Raw genomic sequence first — 17,609 nt, 5'->3', positions numbered from 1 at the left:
TCACCCCCTCACGCCCCCGGCGTCTCCAGCGCCTCCGCCACCACCCGCATGCTCCGCACGAAGGCCGCGCGATCCTGCGGGGCCAGCCGGTCCAGCGCGCGGCGCAGGGGCGCGAGGCGCAGGCGGGCGCTGTGCTCGATCAGGGAGCGGTGGGGCTCCCCCACACTGACGATGGTGCGGCGGCGGTCGTGGTCGTCCTCGATACGCAGGACCAGCCCGCCCCGGTGCAGTTCGTTGACGAGCTGGCTGGTGGTGTTGGGGCTCAGCGCGAGCCGCTGGGCCAGTTCGCCGACCGAGGCGGGGCCGTCCACGGAGAGGGAGATGAGCGGGGCGAGGTGGCGGTTGGCCAGTCCGGCGTCGCCGAGCAGGGTGCGCAGCGGTGCGGGCGCGTCCTGCGCGGGGTCGCGCACCTGCTTCATGACACGGGCGAACAGCCGTACGAGCGCCTTGAGGTCCTCGTCCACGGCGTCCCCCGCCTCCGGGTGTTCGGGGTGCGAGGTGCGGGCCATGGCTTGAAGTTCATCACGCTCCGATGGTGTACTGCAAGATATGTCGAAGTTCGATGTTATCGAGCTTCGACATATTCACTGGCAGCCACACATCCAGGGAGGCTCCGTGCGGAGCAATTCCTCGTCCGAACCGCTCGGCCGGGACATCTGGGTCGTCGCGATGGTCGTCGTCCTGGGCGCGGTCATGGCCGTCCTGGACACGACGATCGTCAATGTCGCCCTGCACACCCTCAGCGACGACCTCGACACCGGCCTGTCCACCGTCCAGTGGACGGTGACCGGCTACTTCCTCGCGATGGGTCTGGTCATCCCGTTCGCGGGCTGGGGCTCGGAGCACTTCGGCGTCAAACCCCTGTGGCTGCTGTCGCTGGGCCTGTTCATCGCCGGTTCCGTGCTGTCCGGCGCGGCCTGGTCGATCGGCAGCCTGATCGCCTTCCGGGTGGTACAGGGCCTGGGTGGCGGGATGATCATGCCACTGGCCCAGACGATCCTGGCGACGGCGGCGGGGCCGGCCCGGATGGGCCGGGTGATGAGCGTCATCGGCGTCCCGATGCTGCTGGGTCCGGTCCTCGGCCCGGTCCTGGGCGGCTGGCTGGTCGACTACGACTGGCGGTGGATCTTCTACGTCAACGCCCCGGTCGGCGTCGCCGCGTTCACCGTGGCGCTACGGCTGCTGCCGGACACCCGCCCGGTGCCGGGAGCCGCCGGGAAGCTGGACACCCGCGGCTTCGCCCTGCTGGCGGGCGCGCTGGTGCTCGCGCTGTACGGGCTGTCGCGGGCCGGCACGGACGGCTTCGACGACCCGGCCGCGATCGCCTGCCTCGGCGCGGCCGTCGTCCTGGGCGTCCTGTTCAGCGTGAGCGCGCTGCGGCTCGGCGGGCGGGCCCTGATCGACCTCCGGCTCTTCGCGGACCGGACGTTCTCGGCTGCGGCCGTGACGACGTTCCTGTTCAGCGTCGGCCTGTTCGGCTCGATGCTGCTGCTGCCGCTCTTCTACCAGACCGCGAAGGGCGAGAGCGCCCTGACCGCCGGGCTGCTGCTCGCCCCGCAGGGGTTCGGCGCGGCGCTGGCGATGCCGGTCGCGGGCATCCTGACCGATCGGATCGGCGCGGGCCGGGTGGTGCCGGTCGGGGTGACCCTGGCACTGCTCGGCACGGTCGTCTACACGCAGGTCACGCCCGACACCTCGTACGGACTGCTCGCGGCGGCCCTGGTGCTGCGTGGGTTCGGGCTCGGCGCGGTGATGACGCCGGCGCTGTCCTCGGCGTACGCGACGCTGTCCAAGGAGGCGGTGCCCAGGGCCAGTTCGACCGTGACGATCCTTCAGCAGGTGGGCGGTTCGTTCGGCAGCGCGGTCATCGCCGTCGTGCTGAGCGGCCGGATCTCCGCCGAGCTGCCCGGGGGCCGACCCGCCGAGGGGCCGCTCGTCACCGCTTTCGCGCAGACCTTCTGGGTGGCGTTCGGCCTGGCCGCCCTCATCTACCTTCCCGCGCTCCTGCTGCCGAGGCACGGCACCGACCGCGCCGCACCGGCCGAGGAGGAGTCCACGCACTCACCCTGAGGAGTCCCACCATGTCCCTGCCCAGCTTCCCCATGGACCGCGCGACGGACCGCCCGCTCGATCCGCCGCCCGCCTATGCGGAGCTGCGTGAGTCCGCGCCGCTGACACGCGCCCGGCTGTGGAACGGCGACACGCCCTGGCTGGTCTTCCGCCTCGCCGACCAGCAGGCGATCCTCACCGACCGCCGCTTCAGCGCCGACGCGACCCGCCCCGGCTTCCCCCAGCAGAGCGCGGCGACGGCGGTGATGTCCCGGCAGATGAAGGACAACCGGCCGTTCGCCATCATGGACGGCGCCGAGCACGAACACCACCGGCGCATGCTGGTGCGGGAGTTCACCCACCGCCGGATGCAGCGGATGCGTCCGCGCGTCGAGCAGATCACCACGTCGCTGCTCGACGGCATCGCGAGGACCGGCCCGCCGGTCGACCTGGTGCGGGCGTACGCGCTGGCGCTGCCGTCGCTGACCATCTGCGAACTGCTCGGGGTGCCCTACCGCGACCACGCCTTCTTCCAGGAGCAGACGACGCTGCTGGCCACCGGGGACACCGACCGGGAGCGGGCGTTCGCCGCCAACCGCGAACTGGCGCGCTACATGGGCGAGCTGGTCGCGGAGAAGGAGCGCTCCCCCGGTGACGACATCGTCAGCCGGCTGATCTCCGGCCAGCTGCACCCCGGGCACCTCGGGCGCGAACGGCTCGTGTCCACCTGCCTGTTGCTGCTGAACGCGGGCTACGAGACGACCGCGAACATGCTCTCCCTGGGCACCCTCGCCCTGCTCCAGCACCCCGCCCAGGCCCGGGAGCTGCGGGACGCGGACTCCCCGGAACTGGTGGAGAACGCCGTGGAGGAGCTGCTGCGCTACCTGAGCATCACGCACCTGGGCCGCCGCCGGGTCGCCCTGGAGCCGGTGGAGATCGCGGGCGTCACCATCGCCGCGGGTGAGGGGGTGATCCTCATGCCGGACGCCGCCAACCGCGACGCCTCCGCCTTCCCCGACCCCGACCGCCTCGACGTCCACCGCACCGAGGCCCGCCGCCACATCGCGTTCGGCCACGGCGCACACCAGTGCCTGGGCCAGCCCCTGGCCCGCCTCGAACTCCAGGTCGGCTACCGCACCCTCCTCCGCCGCCTGCCGACCCTGCGCCTCGCCGCCCCCGAGTCCCGCCCGGCATTCCGCCCCGACAAACTGATCTACGGCCTCGAAGAACTCGAAGTGACCTGGTGACGAGGGGTCACCCCGTACGCCGGGACGACGGGATCCACAGAGTCGCCTCGATGCCGTAGCCGTCGGCGACGTTGTCGAAGGCGATGAGCGCGTCGCTGGGGTCGGTGCTCCCGTCGCTGTCGAAGTACAGGTTGACTCCGCCGTACGGAGAGCGGAACGCGGTGATCGCCACGGCGGCGGTCCCCGGGGTGGCGGGCTGCGTGCCCAGAACGAAGCCCAGGGCCGCGAGATCAGCGAGATCCGGACGCCGATCCGTCCGCAATCCGGCCCACGGGCCCTTACACGGCCGCCGTCTCCCGTTCCGCGGCGAGCGACGCGTCCGGACGCGTGTCGTCCAGGTGCCAGTGCAGATCCCGCACACCCGGCTCCAGCGCCAGCCGCGCGACGAGCAGCTCCAGGGTGCGGGCGGGGTCGCCGGTGACGAGGGCCGTGGCCCGGACGACGGTCGCGTCGTCGCCGTCGCGGCGCACTCTCAGCCCCGTGGGGGCGAGGCCGTCGCCGGTCAGGGCCTGGGAGAGGAGGGCGCGCAGATGTGTCTCGTCGGCGCGGTCGCAGACCAGGTGGACGGTGGCGCGCACCTCCTCCCCGTCGGGGTCGCGCTGCGGGACGCGGTCGATGAGCCGGCCCGCCGGGCGCAGCAGCAGGTGGACGGCGAGGACGGCGGCCGTGCCGATGAGGCACAGGTCGAGCCGGCCGGACGCGGCGAGCACCCCTACGGCGGCCGAACACCACAGTGTGGCGGCGGTGTTGAGGCCGCGCACGCCACCGCCCTCGCGGAGGATGACGCCGCCGCCGAGGAAGCCGATGCCGGAGACGACGTACGAGGCGACCCGGGTGGGGCTGCCGGTGTCGCCGACGGCCTCGCTGTAGAGGACGAACAGGGTGGCGCCGGCGGCGACGAGGGCGTTGGTGCGCAGCCCGGCCATGCGGGCGCGCCACTGGCGTTCGACGCCGATCAGCGCGCCGCAGCCGACGCCCGCGGCGAGCCGCAGGACGAAGTCGAGGGTGGTCAGGTTCGCCATGGGAACCTCCCGGACGGAACGAGGGCGCGGCGGGCGCCCTGCGGGAGGGGGCCGCTACCGGATGCCCGAAGGACAGCGGGACGCGGGGACGCGGGGCCGGTGACGGCCCGTCCTACTCCGGCTGAGATCCATGCCGTCCACCTCCTTCTCCCTCCGGGTTGCCGCCCACCATACTTGCATATCGACGCAACAAGAAAGTACCCGGGGTCCGGCCCGACGACGGCACCGCCGCGTCAGCCGAAGACCCGGCGCTGGATCTCGCGCCGGTAGTCCTCAAGGGTGTTGTCGAGGTGGACGGCGGCGGCCCCGGCCGCCTCCTCGGGCCTGCCGTCGCGGATCGCCCGGTAGATCGCGGCGTGTTCCTCGACCGCTTCGGGCGCGTGCCCGCCGACCGTGCCGTGCAGGCCGATCGTGCTGGACTGGCGTTGCAGGCGCCGGGATTCACGGACCGAGGCGACGAGGAACTGGTTGTGCGAGGCGATGGCGACGGCGAGGTGGAAGTCGTCGTCGCCGCGGTCGAAGAGTGCGGCCTGTCCGGTGAGATGGCCCTGCCGGCAGGTCTCGACGGCGGCCTCGATCGCGCGCAGTTCGGCCGGGGTCGCGTGGGTCGCCGCGAGCCGGCTCGCGGCGGTCTCCTGGATGCGGCGGAACTCGAACAGCATGTAGACGTGGTCGAGGTCGGTGGGCAGGAAGAACCCGCCCCAGCGGGACGAGCCGAGCATCCCGTCGTCGTCGGCGACGTACAGGCCCCGGCCCTTGTGCGCCCGGACCCGTCCGATCGCGGAGAGGATCTTGACCGCTTCGCGGACCACGCTGCGGCTGGCGTCGAGCCGCGCGGCCAGTTCCTTCTCGGTCGGCATCCGGTCGCCGGGCCGCAGCCCGGACTCGGCGATGAGCTGGAGGATCCGCTCGGCGGCCACCTCGTACCCCGGCCGGTACGAGCCCGCAGGCTCGGCGGCGCCGCCCACTGTCGCTTCCACCATGTCGAAAAATCCTACAACACTGGCTGAGATCCACAGATGAGTCGCATACATCAGGCCGTCCCCACCCTTGACTGGCCTCGGTCAAATCAGGCTACTATCGGGATTTGGCGCATCTTGGCGCACGTATGAGTCGCATACATGACGACGCTTCACCTGGCCGCGGTGGCGTCGGCAGACATTCACAGATCACACCGCGCGGCGCCCGACTGATCGTCCGGTCCTGCCACGGCGGCGCGAACCAGCGCCGGACCGTCCCTGCCCCCTGCCCTCCCGCCGGAGCCGATGTCGTGAAGAGACTGATCGCAAGACGTCTGATCGCGGTGGCCGCGCTGATCGCGGCGACCGTCGTCGTGCCGGCGTTCGCCGCCCCCGTGCCCGCGGCGGCGCACGCGGTGAACCCCGCCGACTTCCAGCAGGTCGAACTGGCCCGGGGCGTCGCCGAGGTCGGCGAACCCATGTCCCTGGCCGTGCTGCCGGACCGCTCGGTGCTGCACACGGCGCGCGGCGGCGTCCTGCGCCGCACCACCGCCGACGGCGTCACCAGCGTGATCGGCACCCTGCCGGTGTACACGCACGACGAGGAGGGCCTCCAGGGCATCGGGGTGGACCCGGGGTTCGCCGGCAACCGGTTCATCTACCTGTACTACGCGCCCCCGCTGTCCACGCCGGGCGGCGACGCACCGGACAACGGCACGGACTTCTCCGTGTGGAACGGCGTCAACCGGCTCTCCCGGTTCACCCTGAACGCCGACTTCACGCTCAACATGGCCAGCCAGGTGACCGTGCTGGAGGTCGCGACCAGCCGGGGCATGTGCTGCCACGTCGGCGGCGACATCGACTTCGACGCGGCCGGCAACCTCTACCTCTCCACGGGCGACGACTCGAACCCGTTCGCCTCGGACGGGTACACCCCCATCGACGAGCGCACGGGCCGCAACCCCGCCTACGACGCGCAGCGCAGCGCCGCCAACACCAACGACCTGCGCGGCAAGGTGCTGCGGATCAAGGTGAACGCGAACGGGACGTACTCGATCCCGGCGGGCAACCTGTTCGCGCCGGGCACCTCGGGCACCCGGCCGGAGATCTACGCGATGGGTTTCCGCAACCCGTTCCGCTTCGGTGTGGACAAGGCCACCGGCGTGCTCTACCTCGGCGACTACGGCCCCGACGCGGGCACGGCCAGCAACAGCCGCGGGCCCGCCGGGCAGGTCGAGTTCGACCGGATCGCCTCGGCCGGGAACTACGGCTGGCCCTACTGCATGGGCAAGAACACCGCCGCTGAGACCTATGTCGACTACACGTTCCCGTCGGGGCCGTCCGGGAACCGGTTCAACTGCGCCGCGCCGGTCAACAACTCGCCCCGCAACACAGGGCTGACCGCCCTGCCCGCCGCCCGTCCGGCGTGGCTGAACTACGACAACTGCTCGCTCGCGGCGTTCGGCTGCGGCTCCGAGTCGCCGATGGGCGGTGTGGTGTACCGCTACGACGCCTCCAACCCGTCGACGGTCAAGTTCCCCGCCGCGCTGGACGGGCACGTGTTCCTCGCCGAGTTCGGCAGGCGCTGGCTGAAGACGGTCGACGTCGAGGCCGACGGGTCGGCCGGGCAGATCAGCGACTTCCCGTGGCGCGGCACCCAGATCATGGACACCGCGTTCGGCCCGGACGGCGCCCTGTACGTGCTGGACTACGGAACGGGCTGGGGCAGCGGCAACGCGGAGTCCGCCCTCTACCGCATCGAGTACAACCCGGCCGGCAACCAGGCGCCGACCGCGCGGGCCGCCGCGGACCGGACGTCGGGGCTCGCGCCGCTGACGGTCGCCTTCTCCTCGGCGGGCTCCTCAGACCCGGAGGGCGGCGCGCTCTCCTACCGCTGGGACTTCGGCGACGGCACCACGTCCTCCTCGCCCTCCCCGAGCCACACCTACCCGGACAACGGCCGGCGCACCGTCACCCTCACGGTGACCGACCCGACCGGGCGCACCGCCACCGCCGGCGTGACGATCACGGTCGGCAACACCGCGCCCACGGTCACGCTGAACCCGCCGGCCGACGGCACCCTGTTCTCCTTCGGCGACACCGTGCCGTACACGATCACCGTGACGGACCCGGAGGACGGCACGGTCGACTGCTCCCGGGTGAAGCTGACGTATCTCCTGGGCCACGACGACCACGGCCACCAGATCACCTCGCGCACCGGGTGCTCGGGCACCCTGACGATCCCCGTGGACGGCGAGCACGACACGGCGGCGAACCTGTTCGCGGTGTTCGACGCCGAGTACACCGATCTCGGCGGGGGCGGCCAGCCGGCGCTGACCACGCACACGCAGCACACCCTGCAACTGCGCCACCGCCAGGCCGAGCACCGCACCGCCCAGTCGGGCACGGGGCTGTACGACAAGGCGGGCGCCGAGGGCGGCAGGACCGTCGGTGACATCCACAACGGCGACTGGATCGCGTTCGGGCCCTACGCGCTCGGCGGGGAGACCCGGTTCAGCGCACGGGTGTCGTCCGGCGGCGCGGGCGGCACGCTGTCCGTGCGGACGGGGTCGCCGACCGGGCCCGTGCTCGGCTCGGTCGCGGTGCCGGTGACCGGCGGGTGGGACACCTTCAGGGAGGTCTCCACCACGCTGACGGGCGTCCCGGCCGGGACCGTGACGGTGTATCTGACGTTCTCCGGCGGCAGCGGCTTCCTCTTCGACGTGGACGCGTTCACGTTCGGCACACCGCCGGGCGGCACCGGGCGGCAGATCACCGGTATCGGCGGCAAGTGCGTCGACGCCGGCGACGGCACGCGCCTCCAGCTGTGGACCTGCGACGGCGGCGCCGACCAGAAGTGGACGGTCGGCGGGAGCACCCTGCGGGCCCTGGACAAGTGCATGGCGACCGTAGGCGGCGCCACCGCCGACGGCACCGCGGTCCAGCTCGCGGTCTGCGACGGCTCCGCCGCGCAGAACTGGTCCGTGCAGGGCGACGGCACGATCCGCACCGGCGGCAAGTGCCTGGACGCCGAGGGCGCCGGTTCCGCCGACGGCACCCGGCTGATCATCTGGACCTGCAACGGGGGCCCCAACCAGAAGTGGACGTCGTCCTAGGAGGGCGAAGACATGAAACGCTCGTTCACCCGGCGCGCGCTCGGCACGTCAGCCGCCGCGCTCGCCGTCCTCGCGTTCGGCGCCGCCCCGCCGGCCGGCGCCGCCGACGCGCCGTACGACGTCCTCGTGTTCTCCAAGACCGCCGGGTTCCGGCACGACTCCATCGCCGCCGGGATCCGGACGATCCGGGAACTGGGCGCGGCGAACAGCTTCACGGTGACCGCGACCGAGGACGCGGCGCAGTTCACCGCCGCGAACCTGGCCCGGTACGAGACGGTGGTGTTCCTCAACACCACCGGGGACGTCCTGAACGGCACCCAGCAGAGCGCGTTCGAGTCCTACATCCGGGGCGGTGGCGGGTACGTCGGCGTCCACGCGGCTGCCGACACCGAGTACGACTGGCCGTTCTACGGCGAGCTGGTCGGGGCGTACTTCGCCTCGCACCCGGCCGTCCAGCAGGCCACCGTCCGGGTCGAGAACCGGGCGCACCCGGCCACCCAGCACCTCGGACCGTCGTGGGTGCGCACGGACGAGTGGTACGACTTCCGCAGCAACGTGCGGGCCGGCGCGCGGGTGCTGGCGACGCTGGACGAGTCGACGTACTCCGGTGGCGCGATGGGGGCCGACCATCCGCACACCTGGTGCAAGCAGGTCCAGGGCGGGCGTTCCTTCTACACGGGCAACGGCCACACCCAGGCGAGCTACAGCGAGCCGGGCGTCCGGGCGCTGCTGCTGGGCGGCATCCGGTACACGGCGGGCCGGGCCCGGGCGGACTGCCGGCCGGAGAACGGGTACACGCCCCTCTACAACGGGGCCACCACCGGCTGGTCGCAGGCCGGTCCGGGCGGCTTCGCCGACAGTGACGCCACGCTGACGTCGTCCGGCGGGCTCGGCATGCTCTGGTACAGCGCCAAGGAGTTCCGCTCCTACTCGCTGAAGCTGGACTGGCGGATGGCCGGCGACGACAACTCCGGGGTCGTCATCGGCTTCCCGCCCGGCTCCGACCCGAACACGGCGCTCGCCCAGGGCCACGAGATCCAGATCGACGCCACGGACACGCCGGACCGCACCACCGGCGCGGTCTACGGCTTCCGGGCGCCGGACATCGCCGCCCGCGACGCGGCGCTGAATCCGCCGGGCGAGTGGAACACCTTCGAGGCGCTGGTGGAGGGCGAGCGCGTCCAGGTGTTCCTGAACGGCACCAAGGTCAACGACTTCACCAACACCGACCCGGCGCGTTCCCTGGTCTCCGGGCACATCGGCATCCAGAACCACGGCGACGGCGACGAGGTGTCCTTCCGCAACATCCGGATCCGGGAACTGGGCGGCACCGCCCCCACCCCGGGCCCTCTCGTGGGCACCGGCGGCAAGTGCGCCGACACGGGCGGGAGCGGCGCGAGGCTCCAGCTGTGGACCTGTAACGGCGCCGCCGCCCAGCAGTGGACCCGGGACGGCGACACCTGGCGCAACCAGGGCAGGTGCATGACCGTCACCGGCACCGCCGACGGCTCCCCCGTCCAGCTGTCGCCCTGCGACGGCGGCCCGGGTCAGACCTGGACCACCGGCACAGGCGGCGCGCTCGTGAACCCGAAGTCGGCCAAGTGCCTGGACGCGAGCGGAGCCTCCAGCGCCGACGGCACCCCGCTCATCGTCTGGACCTGCCACGGCGGCGCCAACCAGCGCTGGACCCTGCCCTGACCGTGCGCCGTCACCCCCGCCGCAGCTGGAACCTCTGCTGGGCGGCAGCGGCGGGGGTCGCCTGGGAGATGCGGGCGCCGTCCGCGGTCGACGCGTTCCACACGTCCAGGGCGAGCCCGCTCTGCCGGTTGACCAGGCCGATCACGCCGCCGCCCTGGTCGACCACCCGCCACTGCTGGCTCGCCGCCCCGGTGTCGGGCTGCTGGGTGATCTCGGCGCCGCCGCTCGGGCTCATGGCCTGGATCACCATGCCGCTGTGCCGGGCCCGGACGCGGTGGTAGCCGTCGCCGGAGTCGAGGAAGTCGAACCGCTGGTTCGGCCCCGAGGTGGCCGGCCACTGGATCAGGAGGGCGCCCGCGGCGGTGGACGCGCCGCTGATGTCGGCGGGTTTTCCGCTGTGCTGGGCGACCAGCTGGTAGTACACGCCGGGTTCCACGACCGGGCCGGGGCCCTGGGCGGTCGCGCGGTAGGTGTGTCCGGCCTGGCCGGTGAACTCGATCAGGTCGGTCTCGGGCTTCGTGGGCCGTACCGGGTCGCCGCTGGTCGTGTCGAGCAGGTCGTGGGCGCCGGTGAACATGCGGCTGCGGATCCGGAGGGTGCCGGTGCGGTCGGGGGTGACGGTCAGTTCGGTGGGCCGGCCGCCCTGCCACACGGCGCCGACGGTGTGGCCGCCGCGCCCGCGCAGTCCGGCGACGCTCCCCGCCGGCCAGGCGGGCGGCAGTGCGGGCAGGACGTGGAGTTCGCCGTTGTGGCTGTGCAGCAGCATCTCCGCGACACCCGAGGTGGCGCCGAAGTTGCCGTCGATCTGGAAGGGCGGGTGCAGGTCGAACATGTTGGGCGCGAGCCGGTCCGTGGTCACGAGGTCGCGCAGGAGTTTGTGGGCCCGCGCGCCGTCCTCCATGCGCGCCCAGTAGTTGATCTTCCAGGCGAGCGACCAGCCGGTTCCGGCGTCGCCGCGCAGTTCCAGGGTGCGGCGGGCGGCCTCGAACAGCTGGGGTGTCCCGCGCCGGGTGATCTCGTTGCCGGGGTGCAGCCCGTACAGGTGGGAGATGTGCCGGTGACTGCGCTCGGTCTCCACCCAGTCGTGCAGCCACTCCTGGATGTTGCCGCGTGAGCCGATCTTCATCGGGGCCAGCCGTTGCCGGGCCGAGCGGACCTGGTCGCGGAAGGCGGCGTCGGTCCCGAGGACCTCGCTGGCGGACGCGCATCCGTCGAACAGGGAGCGCAGGATCTGCATGTCCATCGTCGGGCCGGCGCACACGCTGACGTCCGGATGGTGGGTCAGTTCCGGCGAGTTCGACGGGTTGGTGACCAGGTGGCCCAGGGTGGGGTGGGGCACCAGGGTGTCGAGGAAGAACTGGGCCGCGCCCTTCAGCGCCGGATAGCCGCGCCGCAGGAACTCGACGTCGCCGGTGAAGCGGTAGTGGTCCCAGATCAGGGAGGCCAGCCAGGCGCCGCCGGTCTGCCACATGCCCCACACGGCGCCGTCGACGACCGAGGTGCCCCGCCACGCGTCGGTGTTGTGGTGCGTGACCCAGCCCCGGGCGCCGTACTGCGCCTGCGCGGTGCGGGCGCCGGTGGCCGTGAGGTCGTCGACCATCGCGAACAGGGGCGTGAGGCACTCGGCGAGGTTGGTCGTGTCGGCGGGCCAGTAGTTCATCGGCAGGTTCGCGTTGATCGTGTACTTCGAGTCCCAGGACGGGTTCAGCTGGTCGTTCCAGATGCCCTGGAGGTTCGCCGGCTGGGTGCCGGGCCGCGACGACGAGATCAGCAGGTAGCGGCCGTACTGGAAGAGCAGCGCGGAGAACTGCGGGTCGTCGGCCGCGTTGTGCCGGGCGATGCGGACGTCCGTCGGCTGGTCGGCCGCCGGGGTACGGCCGACGTCGATGCGGACGCGGCCGAACAGCGCCTGGTAGTCGGCGACATGGCGGGCGAGGAGGGTGTCGTACGGGACGGCCTGGGCGGCGTTCAGGTGGGTCCGGGCGATGCCCTGGTAGTCGCCGCTGACGGTGCGGTAGTCGACGTAGCTGGTGCCGATGGAGAGCAGAAGCGTCACGCTGTTCGCGCCCGTGACCCGCAGGGTGCCGCCGGAACTGGTGACGGTTCCGCCCTGGGCGACCGCTCTGGCCAGGGCGAGGAAGCGGACCGTGCCCGCGATGCCGCGCATGTCGCCGGAGACTCCGTCGAGGGCGATCGTCGTGCCGTCGGGGCTGGAGACCGAGGTGCGCTGCGGGCTGGTGAAGGCGGCCGTGAAGGTGACCGAGCCGGGTGTCTGGGCGGTCAGCCGCATGACGATCACCTGGTCCGGCGCGCTGGCGAACACCTCGCGCCGGTATCGCACGTTGTTCGCGGTGTAGGTGGCGACGGTCGTGGCGGTGGTGAGGTCGAGCCAGCGCTCGTACCCGGAGACCGTGCCGCCGCCCGGGAGGGTGATGCGGAGGTCGCCGACGGGCTGGTAGGCGAGCTGGGCCGCAGGGTTGCCGAGCATGGTCTGGTTGATCAGGTCCTGCGCCTGCGCCCACTGGTCGGCGAAGACCATCTGCCGGATGCGGCCGAGGGCGGCGGCGCCGCGCGGGTTGTCGTAATTGTGGGGGCCGCCGGCCCACAGCGTGTCCTCGTTGAGCTGGAGGCGTTCCGTGTCGGTGTTGCCGAACACCATCGCGCCGAGGCGGCCGTTGCCGACCGGCAGCGCGCGCAGCCACTCCGTGCCGGCCGCCTTGTCGTACCAGAGCGCGAGGTCGCCGGCCGCTCGGACCTCGGGCGGCGCGGTCGCGTCGGCGCGGGCGGTCGCCGTCCAGCCGGTGCGGCCGAGCACGGCACCGGCCACGCCCAGTCTCATCGCCTGCCGTCGTGTCGGATCGGGCATCTGGCTCCCACCTTCCTGTGGCGTACGCGGAGTTGCGCCGGCGCGGCTGCGCAGCCGCGCCGGCGTGCCGTGGTCGCGGTGACCGGGCGGTCAGTCGCGCTGGAGGCGGAACCGCTGGTGGGCGGCGCCGTTCGCGGCCTGCTGGGAGACACGGGCGCCGTCGGCGGTGGAGCCTCCCGGTACGTCCATGGCGAGGCCGCTCTGCCGGTTGACCAGGCTGAGCGTGCCGTCGCCCTGGTCGACGACGCGCCACTGCTGGCCGGCGGCGTTGGTGTCGGGCTGCTGGGTGATGCCCGCGCCGGCGGCCGGGCCCGCGGTCTGGAGGACCAGGGTGCTGTGCCGGGCCCGGATGCGGTAGTAGCCGTCGCCGGAGGGGACGAAGTCGAACCGCTGGTTGAGCCCGCCGTTCACGGACCACTGGATCAGTGCCGCGCCGGCCGCGGTGGACGCGCCCTCGATGTCGGCCGCCTTGCCGCTGTGGACGGCCGCCAGCCGGTAGGCGACCCCGGGTTCCGGGACCGTCGGCGCGGGCGGCTCGGAGCCGAACCGGGTGAAGAAGCGCCACAGTTCCGCCTTGACCCAGCTCCTGGCGCCGCTCTCGCAGCCGGCGCACCCGTCCACGGGGCCCTGCTGGTGGCCGCCGTCGAACGCGGCCCAGACGACCGGGTGGTCGGCCTGGCAGCCGGCGTAGGCGGTGATCGTGTGGGTGAGGCTGCCGCGTGCGGGTTCGGGCGGGTTCTGCGGGGTGCAGCCGTTGTTGCGGACGAACCGGTCCCGCAGCGCGCGGCCGTTCTGGATGCTGTCGGAGATGCCGTGGATGCCCAGGTAGCCGACGGGTCCGGTGCCGCCGGCGCATCCGCTGATCGGGCCGGGGGCGGCGATGGCGGCGACCGCGCGGAAGGCGGCCGGGCGGGCGCAGGCGAGGGCGTAGCTCATGGCGCCGCCGTAGCTGAAGCCCACGGAGTACACCTGTGCGGTGTCGACGCACAGGCCCTGGCCGATGACCCTGAGCATGTCGTCGGTGAAGGTCACGTCCTCGCCGCCGGTGTTGGCCCAGCCGTTGCCGATGCCCTGGGGCGCGACGAAGACCGTGCTGTTGTTCGCCTGGGAGAGCATGCCGTAGTAGGCCCACGCGTATCCGTCGCTTCCGCCGGAGGCGACGTCGTTCGCGGTGCCGCCCCACCAGTGGAAGCCGAACGCGAGGCGGTAGGGGCGGTTGTTGTCGTAGGTGTCGGGGAGTTTGAGGATGAAGCTGCGGCTCTTGCCGTTGCTCTGGATGGTGTGGGTACCGCTGGTCAGCTTCGGGGCGGTGCCGCACCCGGGGCTCGCGGCGGACGTCCGCGGCGGGGGAGCCGCCGTGGCGCCGTGCGCGGCGCCGCCCGCGGCGACGACCAGAAGCGCCGCGGCCACGGCGGACCGGAATAAGGATCTGTATCTCGTCATCACGCCACTCCACTACGTTGTGGGGGGTTCGCCGTACACAGGGGCTACGCGTGAAGTTCGAATGAGTCCGACTCATGTATGTCGACCGGATGCTCAAACGTCCCCCATGGAAGCGGTCCGCCCCACTGTCGTCAAGGGATCGCACGGATGAGTCGCATCCATCCATTGCATGTACATGATTCATATGGTGCACTGAGGTCTGCCTAGGCAGGGGCGTTCGCCGGATCCATCCCACGTAAAGGAGATCCCGTGTTCGCATCCTGGTCCCTGGCGGTGCGGGCCTTCGTGGCCGCCGCGGCGACGACCGCCGCGCTGGCCGCGACCGCCCCTGCCCCCGCCGCCGCCTCCGAGGCCACGACCACCCTGTACGCCGCCCCGTCCGGCACCGGCACCGCGTGTTCGCTCCCCGAGCCCTGCTCGCTGCCCGCCGCGCAGGCAGCGGTGCGCTCGCTCAGCCAAGGGATGTCGGACGACATCGTCGTCGAGCTGGCCGACGGGGTGTACCGGTTGTCCGCGCCCCTGCGGATGACGGCGGCGGACTCCGGCACCAACGGCCACCGGGTCGTGTGGCGGGCCGCCCCCTCCGCGCGCCCCGTGCTCAGCGGCGCCCGCGCGGTCACCGGCTGGTCGGTCGCCGACGCCGGGAAGAACATCTGGCGCGCGGACGTCGCCGCCGGGACCGACACCCGGCAGCTGTACGTCGACGGCGCCGTCGCCACCCGCGCGCGGACGCAGGTGAACCGGTCCTCGTTCACCTTCACCAGCACGGGCATGACCTTCTCCGACCCCGCCCTGGGCTACCTCAACAACCTGGCGGGCCAGAACCGGGTCGAGGTGGAGAGCGTCAACTCCTTCACCGACCGCTACTCGCCCGTGCAGAGCATCCGCGGGAACGTCGTCACGATGCGTCAGCCCGCCTGGAACAACAACACCTTCGGCTACGACACGCTCACCGCCCCGCACCGGGCCGGTCCGTTCTATCTGGCCAACGCGTACGAATTCCTCGACTCCCCCGGCGAGTGGTACGTCGACCCGGGCACCGGCTCGCTGTACTACATCCCGCTGGCCGGGCAGAACATGAGCACCGCCCGCGTGGAACTGCCGGTGCTCCAGTCGCTGCTGAACGTCGGCGGCACCTACGACGCGCCCGCCCACGACATCACGTTCAGCGGGATCACGTTCACCGGCACGAGCTGGCTCGGCCCCAGCGGCGACCAGGGGTACGCGGACCAGCAGACCGGCGCCTACCTCGCGGGCGACTGGAACTGGCCCGCCGACCGGCTGACGTCCTGCCAGAACGGCTGCCGGCAGTTCGAGGCGGCCCGGCCGCACTGGAGCCAGATGCCGGCCGCCGTGCAGGTGTCCGCCGCGCGCGGCATCACCTTCGGCGACAGCGCGTTCGTCAACCTGGGGCAGACCGCCATCGGCATCGGCAACGACGCGAACGCCCACGCCAGCGGGGTCGGCCTGGGCGCGAGCGACATCACGGTCACCCGCTCCGAGATCGCCCGCGGCTCGGCGGGCGGCATCGTCGTCGGCGGGGTCCGCGCCGACGCACACCACCCCGGCGACCAGCGGATGACCAACCGGAACATCACCGTCAGCGACAACCGCATCCACGACCTCGGCCTGGAGTACCGGGGCAACGTGTCGGTCCTGACCACCTACGTCACGACCACGAACGTGACCCACAACGAGGTCTACAACATGCCCTACTCCGGCATGTCGATCGGCTACGGCTGGGGCAGCAACGACGCGGGCGGCAGCGACCACTACGCGGGCCGCGGCCTGTACGACTACCAGCCCCGGTACACGACCCCGACCACCGCGTCCGGCAACCGGCTCACCGGCAACCACATCCACGACGTCATGCAGCAGATGAACGACGGCGGCTGCATCTACACCCTGGGCTGGAACCCGAACGCCGAGATCAGCGCCAACCACTGCCAGCGCACCAAGGGCTACTTCGGCCTCTACTTCGACGAGGGCTCCCGCTACTACACCGCCACCCGCAACGTCTTCGACGCCACCGGCACCTGGGCCACCGCCAACTACTGGGGCGGGGAGAACATGGGCAACTGGACGGTCACCGACAACTGGTCGACCAACGGCAGCACCAACATCACCAACGGCGACCGCGGCAACGTCGTCCGCGGCAACACCACGGTCACGGGCGGGAACTGGCCGTCCGGCGCCCAGGCCGTGATCGCCGACGCCGGACCGCGCGGCGGCGGCGACCCGCAGACCGGCGCGATCGTGGGCGCCCAGTCGGGCCGCTGCGTCGGCTTCGGCGCCGCGACCCCGGCGGGCGGAGATCAGGCGCAGCTCCGGGACTGCACCGGCGGCGCGAACCAGCGCTGGACCCACACCCCGGGCGGGCAACTCGCCCTGGCCGGCGGCACGTGCCTGGATGCCTCCGGGCAGGGGACCGCCAACGGCACCAAGGCGATCGTCTGGGACTGCCACGGCGGCACCAACCAGCAGTGGAACGTCAACGCCGACGGCACGATCACCGGCGTGCAGTCCGGGCTGTGCCTGGACGCGAGCGGCAGCGGGACCGCGAACGGCACCCTGATCCACCTGTGGGCGTGCCACGGCGGAGCCAACCAGAAGTGGAGCCTGCGATGAGACGCCGCGCACCGTGGGCGGCCGTCCTCCTGCTCACCGCTGCCCTGGCCGGCTGCGGCAGCGCCTCGGGGTCGAAGCCGTCGTCCGGCGGCTCCACGGACCAACTGGTCGTCTGGGACTGGAAGTCGGGGGACGACGCCGCTGCCGCCTACCTCGCCAAGGCCAAGGCCGACTTCGCGAAGAAGCACCCCGGCGTCACCGTCGAGTTCGTGGCCCAGCCCTTCGACCAGTACTACACGCTGCTCGGCACGGCCATCCAGGCGGGCAAGGGCCCGGACGTCATGCTGTTCAACGGCGGCGGCCAGATCCGTGACCGGACGGACGCACTCGTCCCGCTGGACCCCTACCTCGCCGGGGACCGGGACCGCCTAGTGAGCTGGGACGCGTTCAGCGAGGACGGCAGGACCTACGCCGCACCGGTCACCTTGCAGGGGCACCCGATCTACTACAGCAAGAAGCTGTACGAGCGGGCGGGCCTCGACCCCCCCCCCCCCCCCCCGACCCGGGGCCCCCCCCCCCCCCCCAGGGCCCCCCAAACGGAGATGGCCCCGCGCGCGGGGGGCGCGGGCGGCCACAACGAG

Annotated in this window: 12 protein-coding genes; 6 read left to right on the top strand and 6 right to left on the bottom strand. The window is 72.3% G+C overall.

Annotated features, from left to right (window positions below):
- Positions 1-8: 8 nt before the first annotated feature.
- Entirely contained in the window at positions 9-509 is a 501-nt protein-coding gene (locus tag PV682_RS32980) for a MarR family winged helix-turn-helix transcriptional regulator (RefSeq protein ID WP_319735433.1), read from the bottom strand.
- 106 nt (positions 510-615) lie between these two features.
- On the opposite strand from PV682_RS32980, the gene PV682_RS32975 reads away from it, so the two are divergent.
- Complete coding sequence (locus PV682_RS32975; protein WP_319735432.1) at positions 616-2,070, top strand: MDR family MFS transporter; 1,455 nt, start codon at positions 616-618, stop codon at positions 2,068-2,070.
- An 11-nt stretch (positions 2,071-2,081) separates the two neighbouring features.
- A complete protein-coding gene (locus tag PV682_RS32970) occupies positions 2,082-3,296 on the top strand; it encodes a cytochrome P450 (protein ID WP_319735431.1) in 1,215 nt (404 codons plus the stop codon).
- Positions 3,297-3,303: 7 nt separating this feature from the next.
- Here PV682_RS32970 and PV682_RS32965 read toward each other — a convergent pair whose 3' ends face one another.
- From PV682_RS32965 to PV682_RS32955, 3 genes are all read right to left on the bottom strand, one after another.
- Positions 3,304-3,468: a hypothetical protein gene (locus PV682_RS32965; RefSeq protein WP_319735430.1), complete on the bottom strand. Its 165-nt coding sequence runs from the start codon at positions 3,466-3,468 to the stop codon at positions 3,304-3,306.
- 106 nt (positions 3,469-3,574) lie between these two features.
- Entirely contained in the window at positions 3,575-4,318 is a 744-nt protein-coding gene (locus tag PV682_RS32960) for an MgtC/SapB family protein (RefSeq protein WP_319735429.1), read from the bottom strand.
- A gap of 233 nt (positions 4,319-4,551) precedes the next feature.
- Complete coding sequence (locus tag PV682_RS32955) at positions 4,552-5,301, bottom strand: FadR/GntR family transcriptional regulator (protein ID WP_319735428.1); 750 nt, start codon at positions 5,299-5,301, stop codon at positions 4,552-4,554.
- Positions 5,302-5,588: 287 nt separating this feature from the next.
- Between PV682_RS32955 and PV682_RS32950 the strand changes: the two genes are divergently transcribed.
- Positions 5,589-8,393, top strand: coding sequence for a PQQ-dependent sugar dehydrogenase (locus PV682_RS32950; protein WP_319735427.1), 2,805 nt, complete (start codon positions 5,589-5,591; stop codon positions 8,391-8,393).
- Positions 8,394-8,405: 12 nt separating this feature from the next.
- Complete coding sequence (locus PV682_RS32945) at positions 8,406-10,091, top strand: ThuA domain-containing protein (protein WP_319735426.1); 1,686 nt, start codon at positions 8,406-8,408, stop codon at positions 10,089-10,091.
- A 10-nt stretch (positions 10,092-10,101) separates the two neighbouring features.
- Here the strand turns inward: PV682_RS32945 and PV682_RS32940 are convergent, their stop codons facing one another.
- Positions 10,102-12,957: a glycosyl hydrolase family 95 catalytic domain-containing protein gene (locus tag PV682_RS32940; protein WP_319735425.1), complete on the bottom strand. Its 2,856-nt coding sequence runs from the start codon at positions 12,955-12,957 to the stop codon at positions 10,102-10,104.
- Positions 12,958-13,047: 90 nt separating this feature from the next.
- The gene (locus tag PV682_RS32935) at positions 13,048-14,367 is read right to left on the bottom strand and encodes an RICIN domain-containing protein (protein WP_319735424.1); all 1,320 of its coding nucleotides are present in this window, start codon (positions 14,365-14,367) and stop codon (positions 13,048-13,050) included.
- Between the two features lie 282 nt (positions 14,368-14,649).
- On the opposite strand from PV682_RS32935, the gene PV682_RS32930 reads away from it, so the two are divergent.
- A complete protein-coding gene (locus PV682_RS32930; RefSeq protein ID WP_407705779.1) occupies positions 14,650-17,028 on the top strand; it encodes an RICIN domain-containing protein in 2,379 nt (792 codons plus the stop codon).
- Positions 17,025-17,609 (top strand): ABC transporter substrate-binding protein (locus tag PV682_RS32925; protein ID WP_319735423.1); only part of this gene is annotated, 585 nt, incomplete at its 3' end. The genes PV682_RS32930 and PV682_RS32925, both read left to right, overlap by 4 nt.

This window comes from Streptomyces niveiscabiei, from assembly GCF_033794345.1.
GTDB classification, from domain to species: Bacteria; Actinomycetota; Actinomycetes; order Streptomycetales; family Streptomycetaceae; genus Streptomyces; species Streptomyces niveiscabiei.
Note: the sequence above shows the minus strand (reverse complement) of the source record. Positions and strands in the feature narration are given on the sequence as shown.

Coding starts and splice junctions, on each gene's coding strand:
- PV682_RS32960 (WP_319735429.1), bottom strand. CDS start 4,318: ATGGCGAACCTGACCACCCTCGACTTCGTCCTGCGGCTCGCCGCGGGC.
- PV682_RS32945 (WP_319735426.1), top strand. CDS start 8,406: ATGAAACGCTCGTTCACCCGGCGCGCGCTCGGCACGTCAGCCGCCGCG.
- PV682_RS32970 (WP_319735431.1), top strand. CDS start 2,082: ATGTCCCTGCCCAGCTTCCCCATGGACCGCGCGACGGACCGCCCGCTC.
- PV682_RS32980 (WP_319735433.1), bottom strand. CDS start 509: ATGGCCCGCACCTCGCACCCCGAACACCCGGAGGCGGGGGACGCCGTG.
- PV682_RS32955 (WP_319735428.1), bottom strand. CDS start 5,301: ATGGTGGAAGCGACAGTGGGCGGCGCCGCCGAGCCTGCGGGCTCGTAC.
- PV682_RS32940 (WP_319735425.1), bottom strand. CDS start 12,957: ATGCCCGATCCGACACGACGGCAGGCGATGAGACTGGGCGTGGCCGGT.